Here is a 17792-nt window from a genome sequence, read left to right on the forward strand (position 1 = left end):
ATGTGTATTTTTTCATCAGCTGTAAATTTAACCATAGAAAAACTGCACCTCCAATTGTTAGACGGTGTCTAACAATTGGGGTGCAGTTCACATAAGGGTGCTCGTTTTTACTTTTATGGGGGACTCTCGGGTCAATATCATCTCTTTCCAGAAAGTAAAAATTAAATCAGCTCATAAACAAGGTTTTTTAAATTTAATTCATAGATCTTACTGCAACTTGGAATTGTCCCTTAGAACCATCATCAGTTGAAACGTAAATTTTATATGTTCCAATCGGTAATGGAGATAAAGCATTCCGTACATTTGTAACATTAATTTGTTGTTCTCCAGGTCTTATATAACCACCCGCAATTAACTCCGTATTTGGGCCTTTTACACTATACCCCATTGTATTTTGGCCATTATTTTTCATAAAGAAGCTTAAATCAGTACTCCCATTATATACAAAAGAAGTGACAGCCTCTCCACTATAATCCATTGTTTGAGTTAATAATATGTCTGCAGGAACGTGTTCAACTATATTAATTGCATCATTCGTTTTGTGCACTTCTTCAGCATAAGTATTATTCCCTAACACACCAAGTGTTAATGCCGAAATCACTCCACAACTAAGCACTAGTTTATTTAACTTCATTTTAAGTTCCCCCTTGATGTTTGTATTCTATTACCATCATACATTCTTTTTCAAGTGCGTTTTTATGTAATAATTCATATCCTTAAATATACATATAATAACTTTACGTATTAATATTTATTGAGTAACTCACATAGATAAAGCTACAGTATTATGTTTTATAAAAAAGAACATGTTAATTTCAAAGGTTTTTTCACACAAAATGTATATGATTCATTACAACAATACTCGAGTGAACAGTGTTTTCATTTCAGATAAATTATATGAATAAAAAAATTTAAAATTTTCACTTTGTAATTCGGTAAATTCCATGTTAATATAACGAAAGCTACAAAACAATGGTCGTCATATATATTGTTTTCACAGAATATTCACACTCAGAAACCCATTATTTTACCAGTAATTCAATCCCAATTTTACCTATACAAAAATTATTTTCTCATTTCATATGTACATAAATTCAAGTAGATTTTTTATCTATTATTTTTTCTATCTTCCTCATCAATTCTAATACGAGTAATATAATAACATTTTTTCAAGTACCCTTCCTTTTTAGATAGAAAGTCTACTAATACTAAACATCTAGGTCCAACTTATACATAATCCTACTTACAAACTATCGGAGATGCAAAACTATGGGAATTTCTACTCTCTTATTAAATACCTTTATTATAATAATTTGTATCCTTAGCTATCACGTATTTTGGCTAGAATTTAAAGAAAAAATAACATGTAATAATATTTTAATTTCTACTCTCTCCTCTATTGCTATTATTTTTTGTATGACTTTTCCTTTTCATTTACATGCTGGCTTTATTTATGATTTACGTTTTATTCCTATCATATTAGTTTTTCTGTATGGAAATACAAAAAACATTGTTCTTATAGGAATTTTATATCTTTCTTATCGCTTTTACTTAGGTGGAAATGGCGTTCTTCCATCATTTATTATCTTTACAATTATTTCTGGTATAACAATGCTCTTCCGTTACTTATTACCTATGCATTTTAAAGAAAAAAAGATATTATTAAGCTTACTCCTTATTTTAGTATGTACAGCTTCACTTTCTATCTGCGGTATTGTAACTCAAATAAATACAGGAGGTAAAATAGACGCTACTCTCATAGAATTTTTATTAAATTATATAATCATTAATATTTTCACATTATTATTATCAGTTTATTTAATAGAGGGAATGATTGAGAAATATAAAATGCAAGAAAAACTGCAACGGGCTGAAAAATTTTATATAGCTAGTGAGCTAGCGGCGTCAATTGCACACGAAATCCACAATCCACTAACCACGGTACATGGATTCACTCAATTATTAAATGAAAAACATGCCTCTAAGCTATCTCAGGATCAGTACTTAGAAATCATGTTAATTGAAATGCAGCAAATACAATCTACTATCAATAACTATTTATCTTTAACCAAACCACAGAATACCCTAAAAGAGAAAATAGATATTAATTACATTTTAAATCAGGTGAAAGACACTATTTCACCACTTGCTCTATCATACAAAGTTGAAATAAAACAAAATAGTACAGATTCCTTTTATATAAATGGGGATCCCGAAAAATTCAGACTCTGTCTAAACAACATCATACAAAATGGAATTGAGGCTATGAAAAATGGTGGAGTTTTACAAATAAATATACAAAAAATAAAAGGAAATATTATAATTAACATTATTGATTCAGGTATTGGAATGTCATCTCAACAAATAAAACGAATTGCTTTGCCGTTTTATTCAACAACAGAAAAAGGGACTGGACTTGGTACTATGATTGCTTACAGTATTATTAAAGAATTAAACGGAGATATAGAGATAGAGAGTGAATTAGGTAAAGGGACACGCTTTTCTATTAGTATCCCCTGCTAATGTAATGAAAGTTATTTAGATAATAAAAATTTTCTACTTAACTTTTTAAATAAATGAATTTTAAAAATTCCGCTACCTTACGTATCAATTATCTTACTTTCAAATAATAAGGATCAGAGTTTATCTGTAAAAATAGATAAACTCTGATCCTTTAATTAAACGTACTTAAAATTCACTACTTTTCTTACATTTTGATGAACTAATAATTTATCGATTTCATCTCATTTACTGTTCAAATCTGTTTAATTTAAATATAAGATCTCTCGACACTTAATTTGTTAATGTCATTAGAGGCATTGTCTACAGTTGTTTTTTCATTAAAAGCATAGATCTTTTTGCTATTCATCGAAAAAAACAAATTCCCTTTTACTACTTCACTTCTACCGTATAATTCCCTGTTCCCCCACCATACTGATACACATGTAAATAATATTTCCCTGGATACGTATAGTAGCTACCTACTAGTTGATTTCCTTGTTGCTGGGCATACGTAACATAATTATTTAAATCTGCTTCTGAATAAAGAACCCAGTTTACTCCAATATTATTTTCTTTCGTTACATTGATTTGAAGGTTTTTAGCTGTTTCTACATTTATTTCAAAGAAATCACTTGTATCACCATTTCCTAAACTAGCACGTAAAATTTGATTCAACTGCAGTTTATCTGCTGTTTGGAATGAATTGTTTGGCTCTTTTTCTACACTGTTATCTTCTTTCTTTTTAACTGTTACACTCGTTGTAGCAGTATTAGTTGCTCCTTTATCGTCTGTTACTGTTAATTTCGCTGTATATGTTCCTTCTTTTGTATAAATGTGCGTTGAGTTTTGTTCATTACTTACAGTACCGTCTCCAAACTCCCATTTATAAGAAGCGATTTTTCCATCTTCATCTTTTGATCCATCGCTTTTAAAAGAGATTGCTTCGTTCACATTTCCGCTATACGGACCATTTATAACTGCGACCGGCGCTTTATTCACAGCTCCTTCTTCTGTATTCATACCATGGAACACAACGTCATACTCAAATTGTCCTGATGCATTCACACGATAATTCACAAAATAAGCTGTTACTATTTTATAGCCTGTCCATTCTTTTGCACTTAAACGTTTTAACGTATCATTCACCTTTTGTGTAATTGTTTTCCAGTCTTCATATTCTCCTTTTGCAGCAGTACCTGTATATGTTCCTTGTAGTGTAAATGTATTAAAGAACTGTGATTTATGTTTCTTTACAGATACATTTTTTACATTTGCTTCCGCCGTAATTTCTGCTGCAATATCTGAAACTGGTTTCGGTGCGTGCGTTGCTAAATAATCGTCTGATACTAACGGAACATTATATTTATCACGATTATCAACTAACATTTGCATATAGTCTTGATACTCTTTATTTAAATTCGCATCTTTACTTAACGCAGAGCGATATGCATCATATGCTGTCACATCATTTTTCCTAATAAGGTCATGAACTTTATCAAATATATCATACCTCTTATTGTACATGTACGATTGTAAAGCGAAGGAATAATTATAGAAATCCCACGTTCCATACTTTGCATTTAACGTTCGCTCGGCCGTATAACGCTCTGCTGGATTTGAAGATAATCCTCCTATAATGCTCTTTCTCGGTACAACATTATCCGTTCTCGTTGCTCCTGCAAAAAATTCAGCATTTCCTTCTTCAAACCAAGATAATCTTTCATTTTCATACATCTTACCTTGTCCCCATAGTCCTGGCACTTCATATCTACCTTGTAAATAATGCGTGAACTCATGTCGAAATAACTCTTCTAAACTATAAATACTTTCTTGTGGTGTACGTTCATAAGTAAAGAATGTACCTGTTCCTTCTATATAAAGACCACCATTATTCGTTTCATACCCGTACAATTGACGATTAAATTGATATTCTGCTGGACTATTATAAATAACCATCGTCAATACATCATCTGGATTCCCTTTTTCTAATGGCTGGTCACTTTCAACGGTACGATGGAATTGTGCCTTCACTTCTTTCGCTGCCCAATATAGACGTTTTACTTTTTCCTCAGTCACTTTATCTCCAGCTTTTAAAACAATTGCACCATCATCAAACGTATACGTTTTCGGTAAATATTTTTTCTTACCCTCTTCTCGTATTTGATCTAAATTAACCATATTTCCATTTGCATCTTTTCCGCCATAATTTGTCGCGATTTGCTCAGCTGCTACGAAATATTGCTCCCCTAAGTACGGGTATATGTTCATCGCATCTGTTACAACTTGTAACCCTTTCGTCCCTGTACTATGGAACGTACCGAGTCTACCTGTATAATAAATGCCATTGTTAATAAGCCATCCGTTTTTCGCTGTAATCGTTCCCATTAATGCAAAACGACTTAGCTCATTAATATAACTATCTATTTTCTGATACCATATACTGTATCTTTCGGCACTTTTCTCGTATCGTACAAATATGATTGAATATCGTAATCCACACCTTGCATAATATCGTAAATCGCATTTCCAGCTGAAAGATTATCTACCAATGTAGAAAAACTATCATTATATTGTTTAAAAATCTTCGCAGCCGATGTTATCGTTTCCACATCACTCGAAGCGTTTCCTATTAATTTTCCGTATGATGATACAACTCTATTTTGTTCTAATGTACCGAGCTTAAAATTCGGGTTGCTCGCAATGGTTTTTAATGCAGGTAAGCATTTATCATGATAGCTTCGTTCATTCAGTTTACTTAATTCTGTATTATAAAATCCTAAATAAAACCCAGATCGCAATACCTCTACTAATGTCTCAATCCCTTTTGAATCATCTTGCGTATAAGTTTGCCCTTGCTGCTTCAATTTATCAATAATCGCCTGCATCCTACTATCATTTTGATAGAATGCTAGACTGTCTTTATTAAACTGAAATAGCCCCGTAATTTGCTCCCAGTCGATTGTTACAAGTAAATCTACTAATTGCTGATTGCTTAATTGATTTAATTCAGCAATTGTATAAGTTTTCGCTACAGCTAATTGTTTACTTTCTTTTTTTACTTCTGGCGGTCTTTGCGATAAATCAGCAAATTGTAGCCTTTTCTCAAAAGACTTATTTTCTAGCACTTTTGATGAATGAGCTAATTCTTGCACTGGAAATTGCACACCAACTGGCTCCATTTTGAGCACATTTCGATAAGAAACTTGCTCTTCCTTAGTATTTTCCGCCGATATGCTCCCTTGAAAACTCCCTAACAGTAAACTAGCAAAACTTACCCCTACTAAAACTTTTTTTGAATAGCCTTTCATACTCTCCCCTACCTTACATTTTTTAGTGTCCCACAATAATTTCTTACTATTCTGACTATTTATTCTGTATTGAGAAAAAATAAGGTAACGTTCACATATGTATCCATTCATAGCAAAATTAACGCTTGACTCTCCATGCGAGTTGTGTCAAAAAAGGATAGATAATAGCAAAATTTCTGCTACATCTAACCTCTTTTTCAACGCTATGAATTTAACTTTACAAACGTTATTTCTGGTAATGTTTGTATATATTGAATGAATGCATTCTTTTCTTCAGGTGATATATTTTTCAGCTGCATTCCTACCTTATAAACTACACCTGTATCTTGCTGTAAAGATTCCACTTCATATGAAAGTATTGGAATACCTTTCATATGAAGTTTCTCTAATATTTGTTGTACCGTTTCATGTTTATTCATACAAATTTGCACTGTTATATTTTGCGGAAATAAAAATCGCACTTTAAAAATACGACTTACAATCTCTAACCCAATTAAAACGAGAATCGTAGCTCCAATCCCTACTACATACATACCCGCTCCAATTGCTAATCCAATTCCTGCTGTAGCCCATAAACCAGCCGCTGTCGTTAATCCTTTCACTACCTGTTTTTGAATAATAATTGTACCTGCACCTAAAAAACCTACTCCACTAACAACTTGCGCTGCAATACGACTTGGATCAAGGGACATATGATTTTCAAACATAATATCTGAAAAGGCATATTTCGAAACAACCATTATTAAAGCGCTCCCTACCGCTACGAGGAAATGAGTCTTTAATCCAGCTTCTTTTGATCGAATTTCCCTTTCAATACCAATCATTGCTCCTAATAAACCAGCAATACCAATTCGTAAAATAAAATCAATATGTAAGCTCACGAACACTTCCCCCTTTCATTCATTATAGATGGATAAAACAAAAATTATCACACACATCCATTTATCGATATAAAAACATTCCATCTAAATTCACTTACTATCCCAACGATTTTATGCTAATATTTTAAATATTAGCATAAACAAGATAACCTATTTCTCATACAAAAAAACCTTTAAGTTCAACACCTTACTTATCTTCAGTTAAAAATTGCATATGAAGTGCAAGAAATGAGGTTGAGAAAGTCGGAAAACGCTTTCATTTTCTGCCTTGATTTTTGTGAAATAAAACATAAATAAAAGGAGTTTACTAGCAATGAATGTCTTTTTGATTACACCTACTACTGATTTACAAGAAGAATACTTAGATTTTTATAACGAATGGAAAGAGAGCGGTGAAACGATGATTCCGTGGGTTATTTCAAAGGACCCTTCTAACTTTCCAGCTATGATTCAAGAATTACTCGATGCACATAACGGAGTAAACCTTCCTGAATCTTGGGTACCAGACTCTACGTATTGGCTCGTTACAGAAGAAAATAAAATTGTAGGAGTTGTTAATATACGTCATAGTTTAACCGAACATTTATTTAACACTGGAGGTCATGTCGGTTATGGCATTCGCCCTTCTGAAAGAAGAAAAGGTTATGCTACGAAGTTATTAGAGTTATCGCTAGAAAAAACGAAGGAATTAAACATCGAGAAAGTACTTGTCGTTTGTGACGAAGCGAATACAGGATCAGAAAAAACAATCTTACATAACGGCGGGCTTCGTGATGATGATTTCATTGAGGAAGATGGAAATATTGTAAGAAGGTATTGGATTGAACTATGAATAATTAAAAACAAGCCAGAAAGTGATTACACACTTTCTGGCTTGTTTTATGCTACTTCTATTTCAAACTGTACTGTAATACCACTTGGATCTACTACTGTAAATCCATTTGTAGTTTCATTTATTTCATGTTGTTTTTCTATTAATCTTTCTTTCACTTCATCTAACGCTTCTTTATGCGGTAGTACAATCGTATATACCTTTAGTCCAGTTGCATGTGTTGGTGGGTGCGGATTATTTACTCCGTTCCACGTATTTGCACCGATATGGTGATGATAGCCTCCTGCCGAAATAAATAAGCAATCCTCTTCACGCTGTTGTACCTCAAAGCCTACAGTCTTTACATAAAACTCATGTGACTTTTCTACATCAGCTATTCGTAAATGTACGTGTCCAACGACAGTATCAGCAGGTAAACCAGCAAACTCATAATCAACGAGCGTTGCCAATTCTTTTAAATCAAGTGGTGTACTTCCTCCTGGTCCTTCTCCCCATTGATCGCGCGGGCGGTCTGCATATATTTCAATTCCATTACCCTCTAAATCTTGTAAATAAAACGCTTCGCTATACGTATGATCACTTGCACTATTAAACCTTGAAATTGGTAAAATTTCATTTGAATATGTATAACGCCCTTCTTGTTCAGCCGGGCTATCAATTACATTCTTATTACGAAGAACCCCAAATAGTGCCGAAGCAAAAGCTTCACGAGTCGGAACTAAAAAAGCAACATGATATATACCAGTCGTACGTGGTTCTTGTAGTGCCCCATCCTCCAACTTTTCAAGAACAAGCAGCGTATTCTTACCACCCTTTCCAGATAAATACGCTTTATTCCCCTCTTGTTTAATTACTTCTAAGCCTACTACATTCTCATAAAAAGCAATTTGACGTTCTAAATCTTTCACTTTAAATGCAACATGACCAATACGTGTTTTCGGATGAATTTGTACCATGAATAACTCCATCTCCTTATCCCAATATTTTTCCATTACATATAACCGTTACTATGAAGAATACAATCAAAATCACCCTATGTAAATAAGAAAAGTCAGAATTTATACATATTTTTATTTTCTTAATAAAAAAGCCACCTCTTCTAACTTTCAGAAAAAGTGACTTTATAACTCTTATCTCATTTTATGTACTTCAGCAACTAACTTTCCGCCCTGAATGCCCATATAAAGCTTCACAGGTGCGTCGTTCGTGTTTTCAAATACTAAGTCTAAGTATGGATATGCAATTGTAGCATCTCTTCCTTGTGGCACATAACCTACTGTTTTAGAATGCGTCGTTCTCTCTACCATTTTCAAACCAGCTTGATCTGCTGCATTGTATAAAGTCGAAGATGTTTGACAAACACCCCCACCATATCCATCTACTAATTTACCATCTACAATTTCTTTTCCTAATTGATATCCTTTATCTGGCGTTGTATCACCGATTAATGCATTAAAAGAGAAGCGGTCTCCTTTTGCTAATACAACTCCATTTATGCTCGCCGCTGACAAACGAATATTCTCAATACGGCCACCTGTTGATCCACCTAAATTCGTTTCATATCTACCAATTACCGTACCACTTCCTTGCGCATCACTTAATGTTGCCGTAGGCTTTTTCTCTGTGATTGGTAACTGATATGAAGAATCCCACATACCAACATTTAACAATTTATCTACTAATTCTTTTTCCATTAATTCATAAGAAGGTTTTCCTTCTTGCCAACTTCCATCAGGTGCTATACGTGATGGAACCATCTTTTTATCAACGGTTTTCCCAACCTCACTAGCAACCTTCGTTACCGATTTTTTAAATTTTGCTTCGTCTTCAAAATAGCCTAAACTAGACAAATCTATTTTTTTCACTTCAGTACCTGTTCGACTATCAACTAAACTAATAGAATCCTGCACTTCTGCTTTAGCCGCGACAGTGTGTCCACCAATATCACTTACTAATGCAACATCACTTACTTTTGTACCACAACCACTCACTACAGCTACACATAGCACCCCAACTAAAATACCCTTTATTTTACGGAACAATATACTCTCTCCTTTTCCCCAACACTGCTTTTATGTATTATTTCATTTTTATGTATGTTTTGTTACAATCATTTTACAATATGTTTATAAAATGTTACAAGTTATTTTTTACTCTATTTAAATTACTCTTTTCTTTTGTAAATGTCTATACATATTTTTATGAAAATGTAAGTTTAGCAAATCTGTAACCTTTATGTAACCTCTCCCCTTCTATCCATTATATACCATTAAATAAATGAAAAACAAATGTAACAACTCCCTGTTCTTATTTATAAAAGTAAATCACGTAAATATAATTAGGTATTTGCCGTGCCACTGCTCCGCTTTTACACATACAGTATCGTGTATTTAACCTATTTTAAAGAAATGGAGGATGTTTTTATGTACCCCTACAATCCATATGATTCATATAACCAATACGGTTATCAGCCGCAATATGATTTACAAGCACAATACCAACAATATATAGATCAAACAGAACAAGTTAATCCATATGACCAAAATAGACAATTTCAACTTCCAATCTCTTTCCCTGGTACTGGAAACCGTCAACTAGAACGACGAGTAAATGAGCTTGAGCAAAGAGTACGTCAATTAGAAAATACTGTTGAGCGCCATACACGTAGACTAAATCGCTTAAATCAACGTTTACGTACAGTAGAAAACAGACTTAACATTCCATTTGCAGCGCTAGAAGACGGATTTTAATTTTGAAAATAAAAAATATATAAGGAAGGGTCTTCCCTTCCTTATATAAATTGACGAAAGTTTTCTCCATCTCTATACTGATAAGAGTTAATGAAATGAAACAAGGTGATAAATATGGATTTTGAAATAAATTTCCTTTCCTTTTATGTTGTACAAGTAGAAGGAAAAGGCGAAGCAGTTGATAAACGCTATAAACATTTTCAAACATTAGACGCTGAAGAATATGAAGATAGCTCTTTAAAAGAATTTTTGAATGGTGAATTATTAAAAATTTCAAAGCGAAAAGTAGAACGTCATGCCAAAACGGAACAAGCCCCAACAAAGATTGGGCGCTTTATTGTAGAAGAAGGGCACGAACTCGATTCAAACCCTCATTACAACCTATTTAATCGTATTCGTTTTGCAGAAACAAAAGAAAACTTCAAAGATATGAGCGAGCCTCTCGTTTATACATATCTTGACACAAGCGCTGTTCGTGGTGGTGTATTTTTAATTGCTCAAGCAAAACTACGTAAATACTTTGATGACCCGTTTGTATTCGTTATGAAATGTGACTTTGAACCGAAAGTTGCCTCTATTTCAGATGAATCAACGCTTATTCGTAACGTTGAAATGGCCATCACAACGAAGAATATGAAATCTATCCAATATCCGTACATGCCTGAAGAAGGTATGGTTGAAGTAGGCGAACTAAAAATACACCAAGCATCACATGCCCGCTACTTCGAGGACTTCTTAAAATTCGTCGAATACGAACGCTCTATGCCTGAAATTATGAAAACACAAGTAATGGACATGGTATATGACCAAATTGAAGATGTATTTGAAGAAGGTACGGAAGAACGTGAACAATTCGACCAAGCAATGGAAGTATGGGCTGCCAGTCCGAAACGTGAAATTATGGAACAATTTTCAACCGAAGAAGTAATGGAAGCTACCGCTCAAATCGTCGAGCATGCTCCTGAAGTGGAATTAAAGCTAAAAGCAGATCATATCTCTGTGAAGGCCCTGCTTGCTGATTTCGGGGATCAAATACATATCGCAAAGGTAAATGACCGATACGTATTAATGATTGAGGCTGATACACTTACGTTTGAAAAAGGCTTCTCTCCTATTGAGTTTCTGAAGCCAGATGAGTTGCAAGATGTGATTGAGCGGATTGAGAATAAGCAACAGTTTTCATATGATCCAAACGGGGTTGAATAAAGAAAATCAAGTAACCAATAAACATGTTTTAAATAACAACTATGTGTCTACAAGTGAGACCACACAATACTAAAAATTTTGATTCTAACATTGAATAAATGCTTCCCTATAACTATTTTTTACTGAGCGCTATTAACAAAGCGCTCTTTTATTTTGGACTTACTTGACGTTTACTTTAAAAACCGACTCTACTAAGAATCGGTTTCTCTGCTTTATAACAAGATGTGCTTATGTATTAAATTTTTTTGATTTAAGATAAAATTTGTTGCAGTATCTAAATAAATTCGTTCCTTGTTGTACAAACACATTTCCATTTGGAATATCCTTTTCAATATGTTCTTGTATACAACGTACTACAATTTTTTCACTTTTTACTAATAGACCCAGTCCTTCTATAAGTTTTTGATGTTTTTCCTTATAGTCACTATGTATGTTATTAAAATAAAAATTTCACTTTACTACCTCAAATTTATTGTACTCGTAAAAAGATAATTGAAAACGATATTTTGGATGCTCTCTCACCCAATCGTAGGTTTCTTCTAAAATATCCATTTTATTTTGTGGGTCATTAAGTTCACTGCATTCGTCCCTTTTCTGTTTGCACAGAGGGCAGAACCCATTCACTATCGTAGCACTCATGGCACAAATAGTTTTATTTTCTAAGTCAACTAATATATGAAGAATAAGAGAATGTTCTGCTGTTGTAGTCACCATCATTTCAGCAATCCTATCCTCATTCCAAAAGACACCGTTTAATTCCATCTTTACGTTAATATCTTTGATATCCAAATTTATCATCATCGCATCTCCCATATATATAACGCTTATCTTACTCTTCAATTTTAATCTTTAATCCACCGCGGTTTAAAGATATATTAAGCTTTTTCTAACTCCTTTTTACTATAAGAGGAAGTGTAATAAAAATAAAAAGTGATGTGAATATAATATAAAAAATAAAACAGTTAAAATGTTAAAGATTGCTTCCATTTAACTGTACCCTCTTTCATTTTTATGAGCTCTTATTTTATTAATATATTTTAAGATTCTTACGACGCCTTAATTTTCAAAGCAATTATAATAGCCAAATTACAACAACAAATTGATTCCTAATTAAATTTGAATACTTTACTCATCCGTCAATACGATGACTTTAAATTTATATAGCTAGAAATGGAGGAGAATGTCACCTAGACTGTGCATTCTCCTCCATCTCAGCCAAATATTTAAGCTGCCGCTCCGCTTTTCTCACCGCTGTAGGGAAATGTTTTTTCAGAAGTTCTACTGTATTTTCACTTATATAATACCTTTCCGTTATACTTTCCCACGTTTCACTACTTTCAAATGTACTCCACACAAATGGTCGTTCTGCATGTTTCTTCATTTCTTTAAATACCCATTTTCGCATCTTTTTTTTCGCTTTTTCTGTTAGTTTTCCGTTCTTTACAAGTTCAAGCTCACCATGTCTCTTGTATCGCTTATTAATATCTCTCTCGCTATATATTTTAAGAAGTATATTTGCTGTATTCTCAGCATCTGCTAAAGCGCGGTGCTGTTTCCCTTCCCATGTTAAGCCGAGCTGTTCTACTGCAAATTGTAAACTTGGTGTATGTTCAAACAATTCTTCATAAGCTTGGAAAACAAATTTTTGCAAATCAAATCTACTGTCTTTTTCCATACACGGGCATTCTAGGCCATGTAATGTACAATCATGAGATAGAAAATGATAATCTTCTTTTCCCCATGAAATAAATACAGAATCGTCTCCAATGAACTGAATAAATTTCTCTATAATTTGAGGGAATTTCTCTACACCAATTAAATCTTTCTTTGTAATTCCCGTTAATTTTGTCGTATGACGAGTAAGTCGTGCACCCGGTTTTACTAACTCCGAAAATTCTCCAATTACCTTCATTGTACTTGCTTCTATTTTTACAGCTCCGATATCAACTATCTCTGACGGATCTTCTGATTTATACGGCCTAAAATTTCTCTCTATATCAAACACAATAAAATGTGTAGCGTTTTTCAATTTATTTACCTCTTTCTAAAATCCTTTTCACACACATACTTTATTTTCAGTATCTATTTATTCATACACTTTATGCATGAAATACCTCGTATAAAAAACAAAAATTCAGTCTTATTATCATATGTACGGAGGATATTCAATAAGAACGCAAAAAAAAGAAGGGCGAGCCCTTCTTTTTTTCAAAAATTACTTCTTGTTAACGTTAGTAGCTTGTGGTCCACGGTTACCTTGTTCTACTTCGAAAGTAACTTCTTGACCTTCTTCTAAAGTTTTGAAGCCGTCGCCTTGGATAGCTGAGAAATGAACGAATACGTCTTCTCCGCCTTCAACTTCGATGAAACCGAAACCTTTTTCTGAGTTAAACCATTTTACTTTACCGTTTTGCATGAAAAAAATCCTCCTACAATGTACCTATATGTACATATTCATTTTCAACCACCTTACAATAATAAACCAGACATTAAAAAACTGCAACCCCTGAGGAGATTTAACATTGCTATCCTCCTCGGAAGTTACAGCTCATTTAAATCTCTATATTATTAAAAGTAAAATGGTTTAAATATACTATATCATATCAATATAATAAAAGCAAAGTTTTTTTTGCTAAACAACTTTTTTCTTCCACTGCATCGCTTTTGATTCACCTGATCCAGCTACAACATAGCCTTCTTTTTGATTAACAATACGCCAACCATGCCCTTTAACCGAGTCACATACTGTAACAATCCCTTCATTAAGATGCACACGGCAAACCGTGCTAACGCCCGCCTTATTTTGCGTTGAAGTCGTATATAGCACATGTTGATCTAAACTTAAGTCTAAATAGCTACTAGCTTTTTGCTCACTTTGACATGTATGCCAATATAGTTTTTCATTCTCAATACTTTCGTCTATTTTACAAAAAGAAATATTACCACCAATTCCTTTACACGATCCACTTGCTGCTACTAGATAAGAATTATGTAGAGTCAACGCAGAAATCATTTGATTCATCGCTATTTTAATTCTTTTTAATTTACGTTTCTCTAAATCAAAAAGCCAAACACCACCATATTTCGCATGTATTTTCGTACCAATAAATAAGTAATGTTTATATAAGAATAACGAACGAATAGACGGTGCATCACTGCCATAATCAAGAAATGGATGAATGGTCTCCCATGTAGAACCGAAATTATTAGAAAGATACAATGTTTTATCTCCATGAGCAATAACAGTTCCTTGTACATTACTACACACATTCCAACTCGTTGCTTTTGTTGGAAAACGCTGAATTGTCCAGTTCTCTCCACCATTCATGCTACGAATAAAAATCCCTTCGTCGCCTACACCATAAACTATATTATCTACGCTATGTAAATCCCGAATTCGTTTTTGAAAGCCATTTAAAATTTGTTTCCATTCTCCGTCTTGTTCAATAAATAAGCCATCATATGTAGTAGCTAACATAAGTTTTCCATCTCTTAATTTTGTAATAGCAGTTGCACTTAACATTGTCTCCACGTTGACACTCCCATTCTTAGAACTTCTCAGCAAATGCAATTGCAAAATTACTGCATTTTTCAATATCCTCTTCATCTTCTGGAGATAATTCAATTTTCAATCCTTCTTGTACAAGTTCTGCACCGCGTTCTACAAGACGTTCTTCAAATATCGTCACCGCTTCACAAAACAGTTCATATGCCGTATCACCTGATCCAAATACAGCTGCTTTTTTTCCTGACAAATCTATATTTTCTAAATCCTCGTGGAAATCTTCTGCCTCAAACGGCAATTCACCATCGCCCCACGTATAAGATCCTAAAATAATTCCATCATAAGCTAGCAATTCTTCAGCATCCATGCCTTCCATCTCTTGCAATACTACTTCATGATCAAAAGCATCCAAACTTACTTTTATTAAATCAGCAATACTCTCTGTATTTCCTGACATACTCGCATACGCAATTAAAATTTTCGCCACTTTGGCATCCCCCTCTTGCAATGAATGATTATCATTCTCATTATATTAATAATGATAATCAATTTCAATTATATTTTTCATTTTTATTTATTCCATACAAAAAAGCACAGATGACTATACAATCACCTGTGCTTTTTTATTACTTTTTAAAAATACCAAATGGCTTTCCAACTGGTAAAACAACTTTTCCGAAGTGTGTATTTAACACTGCTGCGGCTGAACCATAGAAAGATAATAATGAAATACATAGTTCAGAATATGCTGCTAAATTATGCATTGCGTGCGGCATAACACCTAAAGTACTTAATGAAAGACCAATAAATAAGAAATCAATAAGTACGAAAATCATAAATAATACTTTATGTGTTTCCATTGCACCAATCGTCATAAAGATTGTGAAAATTAAATATCCGATAAAGGCTACACCAAGCTGTTTTGAATCTGCAGTTTGGGCTAATTTTTCGCCGAATACTCCAAGTTGAATTAACCAAGTCATTCCAACACCTAACCAAAACAGGCCGTACGCACCAAATGCTGTCGTACCGAACGTGTTGTTATGCTTTGCATCGTGAATGCATGCAAAGATTTGTGCAAATCCCCCTAAAAAGATTGCCCATGGTAATACAAGTGAAACGCCATCTGTTAAACCTAACTTTTGAGATGATGCTACAAGTGTTACCATTGCTAATCCAAATAGACCGATTCCAGATGGATCTGCTGTTGTCATTTTCACATGATGTGTAGTAGTTTGATTGCTCATATAAACCTCCTGATTATAAACATACTCGAATACAATACTTAAATCAGCAGGCTATGTCAATGGTTTTTTTTGTATGTTGTCAGACCTTGCATCTTATAATAATCGAATATACTTTCGACCACTTCGTAAGGTTTTATATTCACATTTTTCAACTCATTTATCGGTATCCATAACGGAATATAACAACCTCTATCTTTCTGCTTAAACTCCTCACCTTTTCCGCTTCCGAATACTCCGTCCGTAATATAGGCTTCATAATAATATTCGGTACCTTTATACTTTATCTTTGTAATAAGGTGCTTTACTTCTATATGTACCCCTAATTCTTCGTATATCTCTCGCTTCGTTGCCTCTTCCGATGTTTCTCCTTCTTCTATTCCACCGCCTGGAAAAACGTAATATACTTCATCATCTCGAACACGTTTTATTAGAGCAATTTTTCCATCCTGTACAATAATAGCCACGCCGCGATTTCTCATCATTTTATTACCTCAATACGAACCGCAACTGTTCCCCACTTTTCTTCTTGTTCTTTCGTATATATTTTGTATGTACTTTCTAACATTTCCTCTAAACTATCATTTTCACAATCCAATAACTTTTTATCAATTTGCTCGTACATTTCTTTAAAGCTTTCGTATCGCTTTACTTCCGTTACTTTTACAACCATCGTTTCTGCTGTCGTAAGGTTCGTAAATACAATTTCATCGCCTTGTTTTATAAGTTGACGTTTTTTATCGTATAAGCGTACTTCATATACCTTTTTTCCTGATTGAATTGACTGAAAAGGTTTATTATATAACCCCATTTCGTATCTCATCCACTCCACTCCCCTTTATTCATTTTCTCTACTAACATACTTACATCTTACTAATTCATACAACACAGTTCGCCTTACTCCACCTTGCATATAATGTTCCATATCCATTACTTGCTTTAGAAAGGATGCTAAATTTGTTATGTTATATTTAAATCAAAAACCTGAATATAGTAAATATGATATTGGTGATTATACTTATAGTAAAGTAGGTCCAACTATTTTTTCTTGGAATGATGAAACGAAATTGAAAATAGGTAAGTTTTGTTCATTAGGAGAAGAAGTCGTTTTCATACTTGGCGGCGAGCATCGTGCTGATTGGATAACGACTTACCCATTTAATGCTCTCTTCGATGAAGGAGCACATATTACTGGTCATCCTTCATCAAAAGGTGATATCGTAGTCGGCAATGATGTATGGATTGGTTATCAATCCTGCGTTTTATCTGGTGTTACAATTGGTAACGGGGCCATTATCGGCGCAAAGAGTGTAGTTACAAAAGACGTACCTCCATATGCAATTGTAGCTGGGAACCCTGCCAAACTAGTTCGCTATCGTTTTTCACAAGAAACCATTGAAAAACTAGAAAAACTTGCATGGTGGGACTGGGATATTTCTGTCATAAAAGGAGCTATTCCATTTCTACTCTCCAACAAAACCAATGAATTTTTCACCTCACCCGAAAAAGAATCTACATGATTGATACACATAAAAAAGAGCATCCTATTCTTACAGGATGCTCT

The 17792-nt window shown here is 33.7% G+C and carries 17 protein-coding genes and 1 pseudogene; 5 read left to right on the plus strand and 13 right to left on the minus strand.

All coding sequences use genetic code 11. The annotated features are described in order from the left end of the window. Positions 1–193: 193 nt before the first annotated feature. The gene (locus tag DPQ31_RS17390; RefSeq protein ID WP_208730800.1) at positions 194–634 is read right to left on the minus strand and encodes a hypothetical protein; all 441 of its coding nucleotides are present in this window, start codon (positions 632–634) and stop codon (positions 194–196) included. Between the two features lie 635 nt (positions 635–1269). On the opposite strand from DPQ31_RS17390, the gene DPQ31_RS17395 reads away from it, so the two are divergent. After that, positions 1270–2523 (plus strand): sensor histidine kinase, encoded by a 1254-nt coding sequence (locus tag DPQ31_RS17395; protein WP_208730801.1) that lies wholly within the window; start codon positions 1270–1272, stop codon positions 2521–2523. A gap of 369 nt (positions 2524–2892) precedes the next feature. Here the strand turns inward: DPQ31_RS17395 and colA are convergent. Together colA and DPQ31_RS17405 are read right to left on the minus strand one after the other, a co-directional pair. After that, positions 2893–5810 (minus strand): annotated as a pseudogene (gene colA, locus DPQ31_RS17400) (collagenase ColA). Positions 5811–6013: 203 nt separating this feature from the next. After that, on the minus strand, positions 6014–6691 hold the full coding sequence (locus tag DPQ31_RS17405) for an MgtC/SapB family protein (RefSeq protein ID WP_000052096.1): 678 nt from the start codon (positions 6689–6691) through the stop codon (positions 6014–6016). Positions 6692–7004: 313 nt separating this feature from the next. Between DPQ31_RS17405 and DPQ31_RS17410 the strand changes: the two genes are divergently transcribed. Further along, positions 7005–7523: a GNAT family N-acetyltransferase gene (locus tag DPQ31_RS17410; RefSeq protein WP_208730802.1), complete on the plus strand. Its 519-nt coding sequence runs from the start codon at positions 7005–7007 to the stop codon at positions 7521–7523. 47 nt (positions 7524–7570) lie between these two features. Here the strand turns inward: DPQ31_RS17410 and DPQ31_RS17415 are convergent, their stop codons facing one another. Both DPQ31_RS17415 and DPQ31_RS17420 read right to left on the minus strand, forming a co-directional pair. Continuing rightward, positions 7571–8479 carry a VOC family protein gene (locus DPQ31_RS17415; protein ID WP_097958372.1) on the minus strand — a complete coding sequence of 303 codons (909 nt, stop codon included), beginning with the start codon at positions 8477–8479 and terminating at the stop codon, positions 7571–7573. Between the two features lie 174 nt (positions 8480–8653). Beyond that, positions 8654–9565 carry a VanW family protein gene (locus tag DPQ31_RS17420; RefSeq protein WP_000488650.1) on the minus strand — a complete coding sequence of 304 codons (912 nt, stop codon included), beginning with the start codon at positions 9563–9565 and terminating at the stop codon, positions 8654–8656. 381 nt (positions 9566–9946) lie between these two features. Between DPQ31_RS17420 and DPQ31_RS17425 the strand changes: the two genes are divergently transcribed. Then, positions 9947–10273 carry a hypothetical protein gene (locus tag DPQ31_RS17425; protein WP_000283717.1) on the plus strand — a complete coding sequence of 109 codons (327 nt, stop codon included), beginning with the start codon at positions 9947–9949 and terminating at the stop codon, positions 10271–10273. Between the two features lie 114 nt (positions 10274–10387). After that, a complete protein-coding gene (locus DPQ31_RS17430; protein WP_000345023.1) occupies positions 10388–11479 on the plus strand; it encodes a DUF3900 domain-containing protein in 1092 nt (363 codons plus the stop codon). Positions 11480–11929: 450 nt separating this feature from the next. Here the strand turns inward: DPQ31_RS17430 and DPQ31_RS17435 are convergent, their stop codons facing one another. The 8 genes from DPQ31_RS17435 to DPQ31_RS17470 all read right to left on the minus strand — a co-directional run bounded on the left by DPQ31_RS17435 (position 11930) and on the right by DPQ31_RS17470 (position 17051). Then, positions 11930–12277: a hypothetical protein gene (locus tag DPQ31_RS17435; RefSeq protein WP_141523508.1), complete on the minus strand. Its 348-nt coding sequence runs from the start codon at positions 12275–12277 to the stop codon at positions 11930–11932. 385 nt (positions 12278–12662) lie between these two features. Next, on the minus strand, positions 12663–13508 hold the full coding sequence (locus tag DPQ31_RS17440) for an exonuclease (protein WP_098225983.1): 846 nt from the start codon (positions 13506–13508) through the stop codon (positions 12663–12665). A gap of 186 nt (positions 13509–13694) precedes the next feature. After that, positions 13695–13895, minus strand: a complete 201-nt coding sequence (cspB, locus tag DPQ31_RS17445) for a cold shock-like protein CspB (protein ID WP_001179148.1) — start codon at positions 13893–13895, stop codon at positions 13695–13697. Positions 13896–14111: 216 nt separating this feature from the next. Beyond that, entirely contained in the window at positions 14112–15011 is a 900-nt protein-coding gene (locus DPQ31_RS17450) for a WD40/YVTN/BNR-like repeat-containing protein (protein WP_097958375.1), read from the minus strand. Positions 15012–15027: 16 nt separating this feature from the next. Then, positions 15028–15471 carry a flavodoxin gene (locus DPQ31_RS17455; RefSeq protein ID WP_001062761.1) on the minus strand — a complete coding sequence of 148 codons (444 nt, stop codon included), beginning with the start codon at positions 15469–15471 and terminating at the stop codon, positions 15028–15030. Between the two features lie 139 nt (positions 15472–15610). Then, positions 15611–16231, minus strand: coding sequence for an acetate uptake transporter (locus tag DPQ31_RS17460; RefSeq protein WP_000070943.1), 621 nt, complete (start codon positions 16229–16231; stop codon positions 15611–15613). A gap of 56 nt (positions 16232–16287) precedes the next feature. Beyond that, on the minus strand, positions 16288–16713 hold the full coding sequence (locus DPQ31_RS17465; RefSeq protein WP_016108879.1) for an NUDIX hydrolase: 426 nt from the start codon (positions 16711–16713) through the stop codon (positions 16288–16290). Further along, a complete protein-coding gene (locus DPQ31_RS17470) occupies positions 16710–17051 on the minus strand; it encodes an ASCH domain-containing protein (RefSeq protein WP_001268354.1) in 342 nt (113 codons plus the stop codon). The genes DPQ31_RS17465 and DPQ31_RS17470 overlap by 4 nt, the downstream gene beginning before the upstream one ends. Positions 17052–17190: 139 nt before the next feature. On the opposite strand from DPQ31_RS17470, the gene DPQ31_RS17475 reads away from it, so the two are divergent. After that, a complete protein-coding gene (locus tag DPQ31_RS17475; RefSeq protein WP_000966319.1) occupies positions 17191–17748 on the plus strand; it encodes a CatB-related O-acetyltransferase in 558 nt (185 codons plus the stop codon). Positions 17749–17792 lie beyond the last annotated feature (44 nt).

The sequence above is a fragment of the Bacillus sp. COPE52 genome (genome assembly GCF_003355115.1).
Classification (GTDB): Bacteria; Bacillota; Bacilli; order Bacillales; family Bacillaceae_G; genus Bacillus_A; species Bacillus_A toyonensis.